The organism is Novosphingobium sp. NFX11 (genome assembly GCF_057376415.1).
Map to the genome: position 1 here is coordinate 1,872,317 of NZ_CP080385.1, position 17,301 is coordinate 1,889,617.

Genomic DNA, 17,301 nt, shown 5'->3' on the forward strand with positions numbered 1-17,301 from the left:
GATTTTCCCGTGAGGGGGATGACGATGCTCCGCGTGCTGCTGCCTCTGACACTCGCCGCTGCCGCTCCGCTGGCGATCGCCGCCGGCCAGGAGCCCGCCTCGCCCACCATTCCCGGACCCGACGCGCCGGAACTGGCTGCGCTCGGCAGCCTGCCGGTCGGCACGAGCACTATCGAACTGGTGCAGCCGGGGCAACTTGACGCTCTTCAGGGGGCCGACAAGCCCGCGAAAGTCGACCGCCACCTGACGGTTCGCCTGTGGTATCCCGCAGCCGCCGATGGCCCTCCGATCACCTATCGTACGCCTCTTCCCGGAGAGGACGGCAAGGACGTGCTGTTTACCGTTCCCGGCGTGGCCGCAGAGAATGTCGCCGTCGCCAGGGGGCGCTTCCCGCTCGTGATCCTCGCGCATGGCTACAGCAACAGCCCCGAAGTGCTGGCTTGGCTGGGCGAGAACCTTGCCAGCAAGGGCTACATCGTCGCCGTGCCCGCCTTCCGCGATCCGGCGATCAGCATCCGCACCGATGCCGCGAGGGCAGGGCCGCTCTCCCGCCGTCCGCTCGACATCGCCTTTGTCGCGTCGGAGGCGGCGCGTCTGGCCGGGCGCGGGGAGGGTGTCTTCGCCGCCGCTGACGTCAGCCGCACGGCGCTCGTCGGCTATTCGATGGGCGGCTACGGCGTGCTCACCGCTGCCGGAGCGCCGCTCGATCCCGTCATGGCGAGCAGGACGCGCGGCGTGCTGGCGCCTTATGTAAAGGGCGCCGCCAAGGCCGCCGCGCTCAAGGTGCCGAATCTCAAGGCCGTCGTCGCGATCGCGCCTGCGGGTGGCGCACCGGGCCTGCAGCCATGGACCGCGCCCGGCGTGGCGGCGATCACCGCGCCCACGCTTTACATCGTCGGCAGTCAGGACAAGGCGGTCGGCTACGATCCCGGCGTACGCAGCCTGTTCGAAGCGCAGGTCCACGCTCCGCGCTATCTCCTGACTTTCCGCGAGGCCGGGCACAGCATTGCCCTGACCGGTGCCCCGTCGGAAGCCCGTGCGAAGTTCTGGGACTTCGAGTGGTTCGAGGACGCCGTCTGGCGCAAAGACCGGTTGCTGGCAGTGCAGGCGCATTTCATCACCGCCTTCCTCGACCGCACGGTCAAGGGCGACGAGGGCAAGGCCGCCTACATGGACGGACTGGTGGTGGACTCCAATGCGGGCAAGTGGCCCGATGCACCCGGCGGCCGTTATTCGGGCTACAGCCCCGGCGCTTCGGAGGCCACCTTGTGGAAGGGATTCCAGCCCAACAAGGCGACAGGCATGTCGCTGGAATTCAAACCCGCTTCCTGAGCATCCGCGCAACCGGGAGATGACGATGCGCAAGTTGACGATCACGCTGGGCCTCCTGACCCTCGCCTCAACCGGTCACGCCGAGGACGTGCCGCCGCCGCAGGTTACGGTGGAGCAGGGCACGGTCTCGGGCGTCGATGCCGATGGCGTGACCGCGTTCAAGGGCATCCCCTTCGCCGCGCCGCCGGTGGGCGACTTGCGCTGGCGCGCGCCGCAGCCCGCCGCGAAGTGGAACGGGGCGCGCAATGGCGCGGCTTATGGCCACGATTGCATGCAGAACTACAACGCGGTGCCGCTGCCGCCGGGTTCGGCTCCGTCGGAAGACTGCCTCTACGTCAACGTCTGGCGCCCCTCGGGCGAGGCGACGAAACTGCCGGTGCTGGTGTGGATCTATGGCGGCGGCTTCGTGAATGGCTCGGCCTCGCGCCTCATCTACACGGGCACGCGCCTTGCGCAGCAGGGCGTCATGGTCGTCAGTTTCAACTACCGCCTCGGTCGCTTCGGGACTTTCGCGCATCCGGCGCTGACGAGGGCGAAGGAGGACGGCGGGCGCCTCGCCAACTACGGTTTCATGGACCAGATCGCGGCTATGGAGTGGATCAAGCGCAACGTCGCGGCCTTCGGCGGAGACCCGCAGAACATCACGGTCATGGGCGAGAGTGCTGGCGGTATGTCGGTCCATAACCTCGTTACGGCTCCAGCGACGCAGGGCAAGGACCTGTTCCAGCGCGCGGTGGTCATGTCGGGCGGCAGCGGATCGGCAATCAAGGCTTCCACGCTCAAGGATGCCGAGGCGATCGGCCTCGCCTTCGGCAAGGCCGAGGGTGTGGCGGCCAACGATCCGCAGGCGCTGGCCAAACTGCGTGCTATCCCTGCTCGCAACGTCACCGGGGACATCAAGCTGGGCACAGTGCTGACCGGCGGGCCGCGCACGTTCTCCTCGCCGTTCCCGCTGGGTGGTGCGGCAACGGACGTGGCGGCGGCCTACAAGGCGGGGCGCTTCGCCAAGGTGCCGACCATCATCGGCGCGACCAGCGGCGACCTCGGCGGCAGGGATGGCATGATGATTGCGGGCGCGCGCCACCTTGCCGGGACCATCGCGGGGCAGGGCGTGCCGACGTGGTACTACCGCTTCTCCTACGTCTCCGACGCGGCGGTCACGCCCAAAAGCGACGGCGCCATCCATGCCGACGACCTGCCCTATTTCTTCGACACCGTGGATATCAAGTACGGCGCGAAGACCCGTCCCGCCGACCAGGCGATGGGTCACACGATCGCGACGTACATCGCCAACTTCGTGAAGACCGGCAACCCGAACGGCCAGACCGTGCCGCAGTGGCCGGGCTATGCCGGAGTGGGCGGTTCGATGATGGACTTCGCGGCGGACGGCGCCACCCGCGTCGCCGCCGATCCCTGGGCGCCGCCCGCGCCGTGACGATCTCTCCCAACCTGCCCTGACAGCAGGACTCTGCCGGGCGGTCTTCCAAGACCGTCCGGCTTTTTTCTGACATTCAGGAGTCACCTGATGTATTGCATCAATGAGGTAAGGCCAATATGAAGGTCGAGAAAGGCGAGTCAGTGCGGGCAAGGGTCCGTCCGGCTCTCAAGGGAGATCACCAGTGAAGATCACTTCGGCCAAGGTCATCGTGACCTGCCCCGGTCGCAATTTCGTGACGCTCAAGATCGTAACCGATCAGGGGGTCTACGGCATCGGCGACGCGACGATGAACGGGCGCGAGAAGGCCGTCGTTGCGTATCTCGAAGATCACGTCATCCCCTGCATCGTCGGCATGGACCCGCGCCGGATCGAGGATATCTGGCAGTATCTGTACAAAGGTGCCTACTGGCGTCGCGGTCCGGTGACGATGCGCGCGATTGCCGCCGTCGACGTCGCGCTGTGGGACATCAAGGCCAAGATGGCGGGCATGCCGCTCTACCAGCTGCTCGGTGGCCGCAGCCGCGACGGCGTGATGTGCTACGGCCATGCCAACGGCAGCGACATCGCCGAAACCGTCGACGCGGTCGGGCAGTACATCGACCTCGGCTACAAGGCGATCCGCGCGCAGACCGGCGTGCCGGGCATCAAGGATGCCTACGGCGTAGGCCGCGGCAAGCTGTTCTACGAACCGGCCGACGCCGCGCTCCCCTCGGTCACCGGCTGGGACACGCGCAAGGCGCTGAACTACGTGCCCAAACTGTTCGAGAAGCTGCGCGAGACCTACGGCTTCGACCATCACCTCCTGCATGACGGTCACCACCGTTACACCCCGCAGGAAGCCGCCAACCTCGGCAAGATGCTGGAACCCTACCAGCTGTTCTGGCTGGAGGACGTGACGCAGGCCGAGAACCAGGAAGCGTTCAAGCTGATCCGTCAGCACACCGTCACTCCGCTGGCCGTGGGCGAGATCTTCAACACGATCTGGGACGCCAAGGACCTGATCCAGAACCAGCTGATCGACTACATCCGCTGCACGATCGTCAGCGCGGGCGGCGTCACGCACTTGCGCCGCATCGCCGACCTTGCCGCGCTCTACCAGATCCGCACCGGCAGCCACGGCGCCACCGACCTCTCGCCCGTCACGATGGGCACGGCGTTGCACTTCGACACCTGGGTCCCGAACTTCGGTATCCAGGAATACATGCGCCACACCGAGGAGACCGACGCGGTCTTCCCGCACGACTACACGTTCGACGCGGGCGAGCTGTTCTGCGGCGAGACCCCCGGCCACGGCGTCGACATCGACGAGGAACTGGCCGCCAAGTATCCCTACAAGCCCGCCTACCTGCCGGTCGCCCGGCTGGAAGACGGGACGATGTGGAGCTGGTAAGGGCCGGCGTTATGGCAAGGATCGTCTGCCTGGGCGAGGCGATGGTGGAACTGTCCGGCTCGGCGGGAGCATGGAGCGTGGGGTTCGGCGGCGATACGCTGAACACCGCGATCCACCTCGCCCGCGCCGGGCATGACGTTGCCTACATGACCGCGCTGGGCACGGATGCCTTCAGCGAGGGGCTGCGAACGGCATGGTCGGCAGAGGGCATCGACTGCGGCCTCGTGCTGCGGCACCCGACGCGGCAGGCCGGGCTTTATGCGATCACCACCGATCCTTCGGGAGAGCGCAGCTTCACGTACTGGCGCGAGACGAGCGCGGCGCGGGCGCTGTTCGAACTGGAAGCGGTGGATGCGGCGATGGACGTCGCCGAAACGGCAGACCTCCTGAGTTTCTCGCTGATTTCGCTGGCGATCCTGCCACCGCAGGGGCGTCAGGATCTGCTTCGGCTGGCCGGGCGGGTGCGTGATCGCGGCGGTCTGGTCGCGTTCGATGGCAACTATCGCCCGCGCCTCTGGGAATCACCTGAGGCGGCTGTGCAGATCCGCGACAAGGCGATCGCCTTCGCCGACATCGGCCTGCCGACTTTCGAGGACGAGGCGGCGCTGGACGGCGCCGGATCGCCGCAGGAAGTCGCCGCGCATTGGCAGCGTCTGGGTTGCAGTGAAGTGGTGGTAAAGCTGGGTGCCGAAGGTTGCCTCCTGCCCGGTGGCGAAGCCTGCCCAGTGCCGAGCACGCTGAGACCGGTCGATACCAGCGGCGCGGGAGATGCCTTCAATGGCGGTTATCTCGCGGCGCGTATGCAGGGTATCGCGGTGTCGGAAGCGGCGCTGGCGGGGCACCGCATGGCCGGCTGGAACGTCATGCGGCGCGGTGCGATCCCGCCGCGCGATGAGGCCGCGCCTTATGCGCTTTGATGAAGTGGTAAGATGACTTGCGAGTGCGTGCCGCTTGTGACATTCAAGGATGCATGGCGGAACGCTTGAAACTTTACCAGCGCGTGGCGCAGGAGATCGAACAGGGCATCAGGAGCGGGCAATATGCGGCAGGCAGCCGGTTGCCTGCCGAGCGTGACCTTGCCGAGCAATTCCAGGTCAGCCGCCCCACCATTCGTGAGGCGATGATCGCCCTTGAAATCCGCCAGCTGGTGGAAGTACGCCACGGCTCGGGCGTCTATGTGGCAGAGGAAATGCCCGCCGACCGCACCCCGGCCGAACTCAACGTCGGCGCCTTCGAACTGATCGAGGCGCGCATCATGTTCGAGGGCGAGGCGGCGGCGCTTGCGGCCACCGTCATGTCCGACGAGGAAGTGGCGCGCGTCGGCGAAATCCTCGAACGCATGGAAGCGCTCGACCCGGCGACGGCAGAGGAACTGGCGCTCGACCGGCAGTTCCACATGGCCATTGCAGAGGGCACGCAAAGCTCTCTGGTCGCCCAGACCGTCGAACACTTGTGGGATTTGCGTGAACAGTCGCCGCTGTGCCGCCACATGTTCGAGCAGGCTCGGCAGGTCGGCATCAACCCGCGTCCCGACGAGCACCGCCGGGTCTACGACGCGCTCGTCCAGCGCGATTCGGAGCAGGCGCGCTCCGCCATGCGCGCCCATCTGATGCGCGTGTCGGAGGACCTGCTAGCCGTCACCGAACTCCAGTTGATCGAGAAAGCCAAGCAGGAGATTGGCGAAAAGCGGCGGCGGATCGCCCGTAGCCCGCTGGCCGGTGTTTCGCACTGAAGGGCATTTGACGCGCCTGCCGGTGCTCGCTACCGCTCGGCGCGATGATTGCCCTTCTGTCTCCCGCCAAGACGCTCGATTTCGAGCGCGTGCTGCCGCCGCTCGCCGTTTCTACTCCGCACTTCGTGGAGGAGGCGACCAGCCTTGCGCGCTCGGCCGCGAACCTCACGCAGAAGCGCCTTTCCGAGCTGATGCATATCTCGCCGCGTCTGGCGAAGCTGAACGCCGACCGTTTTCGCGACTTCCCCGAACTGCCCGAGCGGCAGGCGCTGTTCGCCTTCGCCGGAGACGTCTACACCGGGTTCGAGGCGCATACGCTGGACGAGCCGGGCGTGACTTTCGCGCAGGATCACTTGCGCATGCTCTCGGGTCTTTACGGGCTGCTGCGCCCGCTCGACACGATCAAGCCCTACCGTCTCGAAATGGGGACTCGCTGGGCGCCGCGTCACAAAAGCCTGACCGACTGGTGGGGCGACCGCATCGCCGCGCTGCTGCGCGAACAGGTGGCGGAGGAAGGATCGGGCGTCGTGCTCAACCTTGCCAGCCAGGAATACTTCGCCGCCGTCTCCGGGCGCCTTTCCGGCATCCGGGTGATCGAGGTCGAGTTCCGCGAGCCCGGCCCCAACGGCCCGCGCTTCATCAGCTTCAACGCCAAGCGTGCGCGCGGCATGATGGCGCGCTGGATGTGCGAGCACCACATCACCGACGTCGATGCGATGCGCGGCTTCGACACCGACGGCTACCGCTTCGATGCCGAGGAGAGCGATGCCGACCGCTGGCGCTTCACGCGCGCCTGACGGGGACGCCGTTCAGGCGACCTGCGCGAGATCGACTTCGGCATTTGCGAAGTAGCCGAGGACTTCGCCCGCCTCGATCGGCTTGCTGTAGTAGTAGCCCTGAAGGTGAGTGCACCCGGCCGACTTGGTCGCGCCGATCAGGTGCGCCTCGCTGATTCCTTCGGCGACCACTTCGGCGCCGACGTGGCGGGCCATCGTCACTGCCGCTTCCAGCACCGCCACCGAGGCCGGGTCCTGCCCGAGGTCCATGACGAGGCTGCGGTCCAGCTTCATGCGGTCGAACTTGAAGCTCTTGACCATCGACAGCGACGAGTAGCCGGTGCCGAAATCGTCGAGCGCGATGCGGAAGCCCAGCGTGCGCAGCAGGTTGAGCGTCAGCAGTGCCCGCGTGTTCCGCTCGATCGACAGCGATTCGGTCACTTCCAGGAACAGGCGCCGCGGAACGATGCCGTTACGGCGGCAGGCGTCCAGCAGGAAGCCGCTGAATCCTTCGTGCTGCAACTGCAGCGGCGACAGGTTGATGCTGAGGAACATGTCGGGCCACTGCGCGAAATCGGCCAGCGCGCGCTCGATGATCCATTCGCCGAGCCGCACCATCAGCCCGCTGCGCTCGGCGGCCGGGATGAAGCTGGAGGGTGGGACATCGCCGAGTTCGGGATGGCGCCAGCGGACCAGTGCCTCGACCTCGCGCGCGTCGTCGACGACCGAGTGGATCGGCTGATAGACCATGCGCAGTTGATCACGCTCGAAGGCGAATTCGAGGTCCTTTTCCAGCGCGCGGTCGATCGAACGTTCCTGCGCCATGGCGAGGTCGAAGGCGGTGGCACAGTTGCGGCCGCTCTTCTTGGAGGCATAGAGCGCCATGTCGGCGTTGCGCAGGATGTCGTCCACGTCCTGTGCTTCGTCGCCTGCGGTGACGTCGACCACGCCCATCGAGCAGGTGACCGCGACCGCATAACCGCCAAGGCTGAAAGGCGCGCGGACCGCATCGACAAGGCCCGAGGCGAGGACGAAACCCTGCTTTCCTTCGGCCAGCGGCATGGAGACGGCGAATTCGTCGCCGCCGATGCGGGCCACGACGCTCTCGCTGCCGAGGTGGTCCTTCACCCGTTCGCCGATCAGGCGCACGAGGTCGTCACCGGCGGCATGGCCGTAGTCGTCGTTGACGTGCTTGAAGCGATCTATGTCGATGACCATGCAGGCAAAGCGCCGCTCGCCGCCGATCGCCAGCAGCTTGCCGAACGTTTCGAGGAAAGCGCGGCGGTTGGGCATCCCGGTGGCGGGGTCGCTGAAGGCGAGGTTCTTCACCGCGCGGGCGTTCTGGCGGAAGGTTTCCAGCGGGTGCGACAGCGCCTGCAGTTCCTTGAGGCGGAACGTGCCGATCTCGATGTCGAGGTCGCCGTCGGCAAGGCGCTGGACGTTGCCGTGCATCCGGCGGATCGCCGGCAGGATATTGCGGGAGATGTCGAACAGGGCGAGCAGCACGACGAGGATCGTCACCAGCCCGGTCGCCAGCACCAGCAGCTGCCAGCGCCCGACTGAGGCGACGAGCTGCTGCTGCGCGCTGCGGCGCTGGGCGTGGGCTCGATCGACGATGCCGTCTGCGAATTCGCCCATCGCGACATTGCGGGCCTCGATCCGGCGGGCAAGCGAGCGCGTGGCGCCGTGCTTCTGGACTTCGAGGATTTCGGCGACGTGCCGGTCGAGGTCGGCGAAGGGATTGCCCGCTTGCGGCGCGTCGTAGAACACCATGCCGCTATTGCGGAAACGGCCGAGTTGGTCGCCGATGCCGATGGCCTGGTCGGTAAGTTCGTCGCTGCTGCCGCCGGTCTCGCTGGCCATCAGGCCCCGATTGGTGGCCATGCGCAGCTTGGCGACCGCGTCGGCGAACTGGTCTGCGTTCTCGGCGATGGCGGAGGTTTGGATCAGCGCATCGCTCTGTTCGCGCAGGGCGTAGGCTTCTCGCTGGGTCACGACCTGCAGCAGGACCGTAAACACCACGATCAGCGTAAGCGCGCCCACCAGCCGCGTCTCGAGAGACGCGAACATGCGCCCGAACTTCGAATTAACGTTGAACATCTCGCACCCGAATTGTGCCGGGAATTCCCCATTCCCGTGCCATTGAGCGAGAGGTTAACGCGAATTTCCTAAGAAAATCTAATAAGGACAGTTACTTGACTGTCATTAATAGTCATTGAAATGTCATAATGAGAAAAAACCCGGTTCCGCGCACTTGCGCGGAACCGGGGTCAGGATGGGTCCGGTCAATTCTTTGAGGCAGGCGCCTTGCGATAGTCGAGCGAGGGTGCCTTGTCGCCGAGCAGCGAGCGGTAAACGAAGTCCGGTCCGCGCCGTTCGTCCAGTTCCTTCTTCGCGGCGGCCAGCGTCTCCGGGCTCTGGAACAGCTGCGCGGCGGTGAGGGCAAGGGTCTTGGCGGCCACTTCCGCGCCCTTGGTGCCGACGCTGTTGCCGCTGGCGGCGACCGCCTGCCAGCTGTGCGGCGGCGTGCCGGGCGCCCAGGTGCCTGCGGACATGCCCGCCGTGGGCGTGGTGTAGCTGACATCGCCGACGTCGGTGGAGGCGGACATGATCTCGCCGCTGGAATAGGGCTCGACCCCGGTGGTGCGCTTGCGGCCGCCCTTGGGCAGGGTGGCCGCGATCTTGTCGATGAACGCCTGTTCCTGCGCGGTATAGGTGGGCAGCGGAACCTGCTTGAGGTTGTCGTACATCACGTGGCCCAGCGTGTCGTTGGGAAGCAGGTCGAAGGTGCCGCCGATCTGGTCGTACTCGACCGTGGTGCCGGTGCCGAGCGCGGCGCCTTCGGCGGCCTTCTTCACGCGCTCCATGATGTCGGCGACCTGCTGCTGGTCGGGGTGACGCACGTAGTAGTAGACCTCGGCGGTGTCGGGCACGACGTTGGGGGCCTTGCCGCCATCGGTGATGACGTAGTGGATGCGCGTTTCCTGCGGCACGTGCTCGCGCATCATGTTGACCATGTTGTCCATCGCCTCGACACCGTCGAGCGCGGAGCGCCCGCGTTCGGGCGCGGCGGCGGCGTGCGAGGCGAGGCCGTGGAAGCGGAACTTCGCGCTGACGTTCGCAAGCGCATGACCCTGCATGGCGCTATAGCCGTCGCCCGCATGCCAGTGCAGCATGGCGGAAACGTCTTTGGTCAGACCGGAGCGGACGAGGAAGACCTTGCCCGAGCCGCCCTCTTCGGCGGGCGCGCCGTAGACCCGCAGTTCGCCCTTGATGCCGTGGGCAACCATCCAGTTCTTGGTGGCGATCGCCGCCGCGACCGAGGCGGCGCCGAACAGGTTGTGACCGCAGGCATGACCGGCGATCCCGTCGATGACGTGGCGCTCAGGCTCGGCCGCCTGGGCGAGGCCGGGAAGGGCGTCGTACTCGGCGAGGATGCCGATGACGGGGCCGTCTGCGTTCTTGAAGCTGGCGATGAAGGCGGTGGGCATGCCCGCGACACCGGCGGTCACCTTGAAGCCTGCCGCCTTGAGGTCCTTCTGGAGAAGCCCCGAGCTTTTGGTCTCCTGGAAGCCGACTTCGGCCCAGGACCAGATCTGCAATGCATTTCGCGCCATCGCGGGTGCGCCGCGATCGACTTCGGCGAGGATCGCGGTGCGGTCGGCATCGGCCAGCGGCTCGGCCAGCGCCGGAGTAGAAGCGAGCGCGGAAAGGGAGAGCAGGGCGGTACGAAGACGGGATTTCATCGGGCTACATCCTCATCGAAGGGTCGTATCGAAAGGGGTGCCTGCGCGGATCATGGCGATCCGCGCAGGCGGGCAGGGATCAGCGCTTGCCGAACGACATGCGCAGCTGGGCACCGAACACGCGCGGCTCGTTGTAGACGAGCGTGGTCGAAGTCACCGACGGGGTGACGACACCGCCGGCAGCAGCATACGTCACATCGAACAGGTTACGCACGAAGAAGCCGAGGTCGATGCCGCGATCCTCGATGTTGTTGAAGTCCAGCTTGAGGTTGACGGTGTCGTAGGCCTTCTGGATGCCGTTGGTGTCCAGCGGACGCTCGACGTACCAGACCTTGGCGCTGTGGAACCAGTTGGCGTTGAACACCATCTCGGCGAAGTTGCCCAGGTACGTCGCGTAACGCGCACCGCCGCCGATGGTCCACTTGGGCGTGTAGGAGAACTTGTTGTTCACCGGGTTGTTGCCCAGCAGCGGTATGAAGGCTGCGGGTGCGTCGTACTCGTCGTACTTGGCATCGGTGTAGGCGCCGAAGCCCGACAGCGTGAAGCCGCCGACCGGGGTGACCGAGAAGTCGAACTCGGTGCCCTTGATCGTCGCCTTGGCGGCGTTAATGATCAGGCTGCTCGGATCGTTGGCCGAGTTGCCGTCGCCGTCGAAGTCCGCGCCGGGGAAGATCGAGCGCTGGATGTTGTTGTACTTGCTGGTATAGGCCGCGATGTTGAAGCGGCCCTTCACGCCGCCGATTTCCCAGCTGCTCTTGATACCGGCCTCGTAATCGGTGACCTTCTCGGGCTGGAACGTCTCGAAGCCGTCGAAGTACGAAGACATGCCGCTCTGGTTGTAGCCCGCCGAGCGGTAGCCGCGCCGGTTGGTGATGTAAAGGAACAGGTCGTCGTTGACCTTGTAGTCGAAACCGACGGTCCAGGTCGGGGCCTTGGAGCTTTCCGAACCGGTCTTGCCGCCCTGCGTGGCGCAGGCGTCAGGCCCGATGCGGTCGGCCGTGTCGAGCGCCGCGACCGAGCAGCCGCTCGACTTGTCCCAGGTGTAACGGAAGCCGCCGTTGAAGCGCAGCCCTTCCGCGAAGCCGCCGAAGGCATAGCCGACCTGCCCGAACAGCGCCTTGCTGGTCGAGGAATTGTAGTTCTCGTTGTAGGTGAAGGTCCTGCCCGGGATCACCGCCGAGTAGGTGACGCTGCCGTTTACGCCGGTCGGGTCGCTCTTGAGGTAGAAGGCGCCTACGATCCAGTCGAGGCGGTCGTTCAGCAGCGAGCCGAGGATTTGGAACTCGTTCGAGACCTGCTCGACGTCGGTGTTGGACACGCCGTCGTAAAGCGCGAGGTAGGTGCCGTCCATGTCACGGGCGGCCGCGACCTTGCTGCGGCGGTAGCCGAAGATGTTCTTGAAGGTGACCTTGCCGACTTCCAGTTCGGAGGTGTTGGCCACGCCCCAGAAGGTGCGGTTCGAATAGGGATCGATGCTCGTGCTGACGTCGCGCACGCCCGTCGCCTGCTGTTCGGCCAGCGCGATGTCGATGTCGCAGCCCGCGACGCCGCAGTCGAAGTAGGGACGGTTCGCCGCCGTGCGCGCGGTGCCGCCGCCGCTGACGGCCGGGTTCGGGTAGACGCCGTTGAGCACGGTGCCGGTGCCGTTCTCACGGGCGCGATACCAGTCGAACACGGTGGTGTTCTTGAGGCCATCGACCGGCTCGATCAGGAGCGAGGCGCGGAAGGCGTCGTTGTGGCGGTCGTCGAGATCGCCGCCGTTGCCGTGGTTCTTGGTGTAGCCGTCGCGGCGGGCGATCTGGCCTGCGACGCGCAGGGCAACACGGTCCGCGACGATCGGCACGTTGACGGCGCCCTCGAAGGTCGTCTCGTTGTACGAGCCGAGCGTGACCTGTCCGTAACCGGCGAAATCATAGTCGGGCGCGACGGGGTAAAGCAGGAGTGCGCCGCCGGTGGTGTTGCGGCCGAAGAGGGTGCCCTGCGGACCCTTGAGCACCTGGATCGAGCCGATGTCGAAGGTCGGCACGATGCTGCCTTCGTTGGGCAGCGGCACGTCGGCGAAGTAGGTCACGACCGAAGGCGCTGCGGCGCCTGCCGTCGCGCGGCGCTGGCCGCGGATCACGATCGAGGGGTATCGCGCGAGGTCTGCGGCGCGACGTTGAGGCCGGGGGTGGTGTAGGTCAGGTCCTGCGTGGAGACGACGGCCTTCTCGCGCAGCATCTCGGAGTTGAACGCGGTGACCGAGACGGGGACGGTCTGGGCGCTTTCCTCGCGGCGGCGCGCGGTAACGACGATGTCGCCGCCGGGCTGGTCGAGGTTTTGAGCGGCAGTGTCGGACTGGGCCTGCGCGGGCGCGGCGATGGCAAGAACGGTGGACGCGAGAAGTAGAGCCGAAAGGCTGCGACAGGTCATTGGTGTGTTACCCCATGGTTGTCCGGCCTGTCCCTGATCGCAGGCCGATATGCGCAAGACGCAAAGGCGCGCGGATCATTCGCTGCCCGTGAAAAAATATATCGGATGACCTTCCGCAGCCTGCGCGGCTATGGACGCCGGGCATTGGACCGAAGGGCTGATCCGATTTTCTCGTTGCGCAGGACACCGCAGGAAAAGCATGTGCAGGGCCGCCGGCAGGTGACCGACCTGTCGGTGCACGTGCCCGCCCTGCGCCGTTATATCGCCAAGCGGGCGAACCCGGTGGATGTCGACGATCTCGTGCAGGACGTGCTGGTCCGCATGCACGTGCGTGGGCAGGCGGACCCGATCGCCAATGTCGAAGGCTACCTCTTCCAGGTCGCAGCGAGTGTTCTGACCGACCGGGCGCGGCGCGATACGGTCCGTCATCGCGGCGCGCATCACGAGCTGACCGAAGCGCTGCACCCGGTGGACGACCTCACCCCCGAACGCGTGCTGCGCGGCCGTGAGGACGTCGATCGGCTCGCCAATGCGCTGGAGGAAATGCCCGAACTGACGCGCGACGTCTTCGTGCTGCACCGCTTCGAGGAGATGTCCTACGATGCGATCGGACGGCACCTCGGCATCTCGACCAGCGCGGTCGGGCGCAACATCATGAAGGCGATCCGCTTCCTCGCCGCGAGGGATCTGCCATGAGCAAATCCGCCGACAACCTCCCGTTCGACGACCGCCCGTTCGATGGCCGGGCGCTGGAAAGGATCGACTCGCCCGAAGCGACCGCCGCTGCCTATTTCAGCATCTTCCGTTCACCCAAGGCGACGCGGCAGGACTACGAGGATTTCGAAACCTGGCACGCCCGCGACGAAGCGCACCGCATCGCTTGGGCGCGGGTGGAGCGGGCCTGGGACGGCACCGGAGCCATGCGCGCCGACGCCCGCATCCTCGAAATCCGCGAGCGGGCGCTGGCCAACCGCCGCGACCGCCGCGCCTGGGCGCGCCGAGCGATGGCGGCCGGGCTCGCGTTGGCCGTCCTGGTCGGCGGGCTGACCTTCCAGCACTATCGCGGGGGCGGCGAAGCGCCCGCAGCTGCGCTCGCGCAAGCGGACAGCCACGTGATCTCGACGGGCGTGGGGCAGCAGAGCACTTTCCGGATGACGGACGGCTCGGCGATCACCGCCAACACCTCGACCGTGCTCGCCGTTTCGGAAAGCGAAACCGGGCGCAGCACGACCATCCGCAGCGGCGAGGCGTTCTTCGAAGTCGCCAAGAACCCGCGCAAGCCCTTCGTCGTCTCGGCCGCAGGCGTGCGGGTGACCGCGCTGGGCACGGCTTTCGCGGTGCGGGACACCGGCGGCCGCGTCACGGTCACGCTTGCAGAAGGCCGCGTGCGCATCGACATGCCGGCAGGGCAGGGCCGTGAGGCCCAGTCCACCGTTCTTCATCCCGGGCAGGAACTCGTGTGGCAGGGCGGTGCCTACCGCATGGCCGAGGTCGCCGTGGACCGCCAGCTATCCTGGCGCTCGGGCGTCCTGAGCTTCGATCGCGTGCCGCTGGAGCAGGCCGTGGCCGAGATCAACCGCTACAGTCCGCAGGAGATCATCGTCTCCAGCCCACAACTTGCGCGTCGGCCCATCAGCGGCACGTTCCGCATCGGCGTGACGCGCGGGTTCCTGCAGAGCCTCGAACTGGCCGGGATCGCCCGCGTCGAGAACGAAAGCGTCACGCGCGCCGAACTCGTCGCGCCTTGACCGCGCGGGTCATTCGAAACTGTAGCGCAGTCGAAGCCCGATCGTGCGCGGCGGTCCGGGAATGATCGTCGCCGCCGTGTAGGCCGGATTGAGCGTCCCGCCGCCGCTCACGTAGAACCGGTCGGTGAGGTTGCGGCCCCACAATTCCATATCCACCGGCAATCCGCCCGGCCGACGCCATGTGATCGAAGCGCCAAGCAGCCCGTAGGCGGGCTGCCGCGCGAAAGATTCAGTCGGCCTTTCTGTCAGCCGGACACTGCTCACCCACGCGTAGTCTGCGCCAAGAGCGAGAGTTCCGAGCCCTACGGGCAAGGGAAGATCGTGCGATAGGAACACCGATCCGCCGAACGTCGGCGTATATGTGAAGCGGTTGTGCAGCGGGTCCGTGCCCAAAAGCGAGGTCAGGGCGGTGGGGGCATCGATCCGGGTATAACGCGCGTCGATCCACGAGGCGCTGAGGGTCAGCCGGGTACGGGTTCCCAGGTTCGCTGAAAACTCACCGTCTGCTCCCGCGACCCGGGCTTTCGCGCTATTGATGTAGAGGGTGATGGGGTCGGTCGTCAGATCGCCGTCGCCGTCGAAATCGACATCGGGGAATAGCGCGCGCTGTACGTCGTCGTACAAGCCGACATAGGCGGCCACTGCGTAAGATCCGCTGATCCCGCCCAAACTCCAGCGCCCCTTGGCGCCGACCTCGAAGTCGGTCAGCGTCTCGGGCCGGAAAGTCTGGAAAGGCGCCAGTAACCCGCCGAGCGCCGGCGTGTTGTAGCCGCCCGAACGAAACGCGCGGCGGCTGGTGGCGTAGAGGCTGCTGTCTCCCAGCCTACGGGTCAGCGCCAGCGTCCAGGTGAGCCGCCGCGATCGCGCCTTCCCGCGGGTCCCGCCATCATCAAGGCATTGGCGCTCGGACAATGGTCTGGCCACGGCGGATCGCAGCGCACAGCCGCCGATCCACTCACCGGTATAGCGCAGGCCGAGATCGGCGGTCAGGTCGGCGGCGAGCGCTGCCGTAACCTGACCGAAGATCGCGGCGCTGCGGAAAGTCTGGTAGCTGGCGATGTGCGAAGGCGGGTTGTCGGGCCGCACCAGTCGCGACAGGGTCTGTACGACCGGACCGTCGGGGGCACTGCTCAGGTAGAACAGCCCGCCGATATAGCGAAGGCTGCCGTGCTTTCCCTGAACCTGCAACTCCTCGCTCCACTGGCGCAGGCGGGCATCGGTGATCGAGATCGTTGATCGGCAGCGGCGTCCCGTCTCCATCGAGGGTGTAGTGCAGGTCGGTCGTCCTGAGCCCGGCGATGTTGCGGACCAGCAGGTCGCCCTCGCCATATTCGGTAACGTTGCCGATACCGCGAAACCGCCGCCGGAAGGATGGCGCCAGGCCGGATTGGGAGGTCCGGCGGCCCAGCGTCTGCTGAGCCTCGAAATAGCCGTCGATATCACAGGCGCCAGTGCCGCAATCGAAGTAGGGCGCGTTACGCGCGTCGCGCACGCTGCCTCCCGGATAGACGCCTGCGAGGATCAGGGCGGCGCCCTTCTCTTCGGCATCGAGCATGTCGAAGCTCGTGGTGGAGCGCAGCGGCCCGTCCGGATCGAAACGCAGAACCGCGCGCATCGCGTCCGTATGCACATCGTCCGCGCGTCCGCCGTCGACCATGTGCGTATAGCCTTCGCGCCGCACTTGCTGACCCGACACGCGAAGCGAGAAGGGACCGGACGCGGGCAATTCGATTGCCGCTTCCATACGGTGCAGTCCGTAGTTGCCGATTTCGCCTTCGACGTAGGAGGCGATACCCTCTCCCGGCTGTACCGAGCGCAGCAGCACCGCGCCGCTCGTGGCATTGCGGCCGAACAGCGTTCCTTGCGCGCCGCGCAGCACCTCGACCGAAGCAATGTCGAACAACGGCGAGAGCGCGGCCTGATTGGGCAGGGGCACTTCGTCCTGATAGACGACGAGCGGCAGCCGGTTCTCGTCGCTGATCGATCGCCGCTGGCCGCGCATCACCAGAAGCGGCGTGGCGCTGCTGGTCTGGCCGGTGGCGACGAAACCCGGAGTTATGCGCGCCACGTCCGCCAGGGTGCGAACGGCCGCGTGCTGCAGCGCCGAATTGTCGAGATGGGTCACGACCAGCGGCACGTCGCGCTCCAGTTCGGGGCGACGCCGTGCAGAAACGAGAATTTCGGGAGGTTCGGGGACTGGGGCTGGAGGCCGGGGTTGCAGCACTTTGCGGACAGGCGGCGTCTTTGCGATCAGATATACGCCGGGGGCGACGGCACGAACGGACAGACCCATGCCGCGGGTCATTCGCGTCAACGCTTCGGCCGGAGTCATATGGCCGTGTACGGCATGCGTGCGCCGCGCCTCGCTACCGGGCGCGTTGACCAGGATCTGAACTCCGGCCTGCTGCCCCAGCGACGCTACGGCGCGGGCCAGCGGAAGCGCAGGGACGTTCAGTTCCCCGTTCCTGGCGAAGGCTCCGGTCGCCGACCAAATGAGGACTGCGAACGCACAGACGGCATTCGCTATGCTAGCACGCAACCCGAAGTTTTCCCGGCAATTGAGCCATAATTCCCTTTGGCGGCGTGGCTATCGGCATCAGCGACACGCTTCAAGCAAAAGCTGGAAGGGGTTTGGCGCTGGGCTTGCCGGCTCGCAGTCTGCCTTGGTGCTGTTGGCCCCTTGTTGAAACATTTTTGAAAATTGGCTGTTGACCGAATCAGAAGCCC

Annotated in this window: 13 protein-coding genes and 1 pseudogene; 8 read left to right on the forward strand and 6 right to left on the reverse strand. The window is 66.4% G+C overall.

The window, feature by feature from the left end; genetic code table 11:
• Positions 1-24 precede the first annotated feature (24 nt).
• The 6 genes from KZO24_RS26335 (at position 25) to yaaA (ending at position 6,689) form a co-directional block, all read left to right on the forward strand.
• Entirely contained in the window at positions 25-1,332 is a 1,308-nt protein-coding gene (locus KZO24_RS26335; RefSeq protein ID WP_430099267.1) for an alpha/beta hydrolase family protein, read from the forward strand.
• 25 nt (positions 1,333-1,357) lie between these two features.
• The gene (locus KZO24_RS26340) at positions 1,358-2,767 is read left to right on the forward strand and encodes a carboxylesterase/lipase family protein (protein WP_271184004.1); all 1,410 of its coding nucleotides are present in this window, start codon (positions 1,358-1,360) and stop codon (positions 2,765-2,767) included.
• Positions 2,768-2,951: 184 nt separating this feature from the next.
• Positions 2,952-4,160: a D-mannonate dehydratase ManD gene (gene manD / locus KZO24_RS26345; protein WP_271184005.1), complete on the forward strand. Its 1,209-nt coding sequence runs from the start codon at positions 2,952-2,954 to the stop codon at positions 4,158-4,160.
• Between the two features lie 11 nt (positions 4,161-4,171).
• Positions 4,172-5,077, forward strand: coding sequence for a sugar kinase (locus KZO24_RS26350; protein ID WP_271184006.1), 906 nt, complete (start codon positions 4,172-4,174; stop codon positions 5,075-5,077).
• Positions 5,078-5,130: 53 nt separating this feature from the next.
• On the forward strand, positions 5,131-5,892 hold the full coding sequence (locus KZO24_RS26355; RefSeq protein ID WP_271184007.1) for a FadR/GntR family transcriptional regulator: 762 nt from the start codon (positions 5,131-5,133) through the stop codon (positions 5,890-5,892).
• A gap of 44 nt (positions 5,893-5,936) precedes the next feature.
• Positions 5,937-6,689, forward strand: coding sequence for a peroxide stress protein YaaA (gene yaaA, locus KZO24_RS26360; RefSeq protein ID WP_036526509.1), 753 nt, complete (start codon positions 5,937-5,939; stop codon positions 6,687-6,689).
• Positions 6,690-6,701: 12 nt separating this feature from the next.
• Here the strand turns inward: yaaA and KZO24_RS26365 are convergent, their stop codons facing one another.
• The 4 genes from KZO24_RS26365 to KZO24_RS26380 form a co-directional block, all read right to left on the reverse strand.
• Positions 6,702-8,738: a putative bifunctional diguanylate cyclase/phosphodiesterase gene (locus KZO24_RS26365; RefSeq protein ID WP_271184008.1), complete on the reverse strand. Its 2,037-nt coding sequence runs from the start codon at positions 8,736-8,738 to the stop codon at positions 6,702-6,704.
• A 215-nt stretch (positions 8,739-8,953) separates the two neighbouring features.
• Complete coding sequence (locus KZO24_RS26370; RefSeq protein ID WP_271184009.1) at positions 8,954-10,414, reverse strand: amidohydrolase; 1,461 nt, start codon at positions 10,412-10,414, stop codon at positions 8,954-8,956.
• Positions 10,415-10,493: 79 nt separating this feature from the next.
• Positions 10,494-12,536 (reverse strand): TonB-dependent receptor, encoded by a 2,043-nt coding sequence (locus KZO24_RS26375; protein WP_486487441.1) that lies wholly within the window; start codon positions 12,534-12,536, stop codon positions 10,494-10,496.
• Entirely contained in the window at positions 12,533-12,826 is a 294-nt protein-coding gene (locus tag KZO24_RS26380) for a hypothetical protein (RefSeq protein WP_486487442.1), read from the reverse strand. The genes KZO24_RS26375 and KZO24_RS26380 overlap by 4 nt, the downstream gene beginning before the upstream one ends.
• Positions 12,827-12,931: 105 nt before the next feature.
• Between KZO24_RS26380 and KZO24_RS26385 the strand changes: the two genes are divergently transcribed.
• Together KZO24_RS26385 and KZO24_RS26390 are read left to right on the forward strand one after the other, a co-directional pair.
• Entirely contained in the window at positions 12,932-13,522 is a 591-nt protein-coding gene (locus KZO24_RS26385) for an RNA polymerase sigma factor (RefSeq protein WP_486487443.1), read from the forward strand.
• The gene (locus KZO24_RS26390) at positions 13,519-14,574 is read left to right on the forward strand and encodes a FecR family protein (protein WP_271184011.1); all 1,056 of its coding nucleotides are present in this window, start codon (positions 13,519-13,521) and stop codon (positions 14,572-14,574) included. Before KZO24_RS26385 ends, KZO24_RS26390 begins: the two co-directional genes overlap by 4 nt.
• 9 nt (positions 14,575-14,583) lie before the next feature.
• Here the strand turns inward: KZO24_RS26390 and KZO24_RS26395 are convergent, their stop codons facing one another.
• Positions 14,584-15,903: a TonB-dependent receptor domain-containing protein gene (locus KZO24_RS26395; protein ID WP_486487444.1), complete on the reverse strand. Its 1,320-nt coding sequence runs from the start codon at positions 15,901-15,903 to the stop codon at positions 14,584-14,586.
• A gap of 508 nt (positions 15,904-16,411) precedes the next feature.
• Positions 16,412-16,906: pseudogene (locus tag KZO24_RS26400) on the reverse strand (TonB-dependent receptor plug domain-containing protein); the annotation flags it as partial.
• Positions 16,907-17,301: the final 395 nt, after the last annotated feature.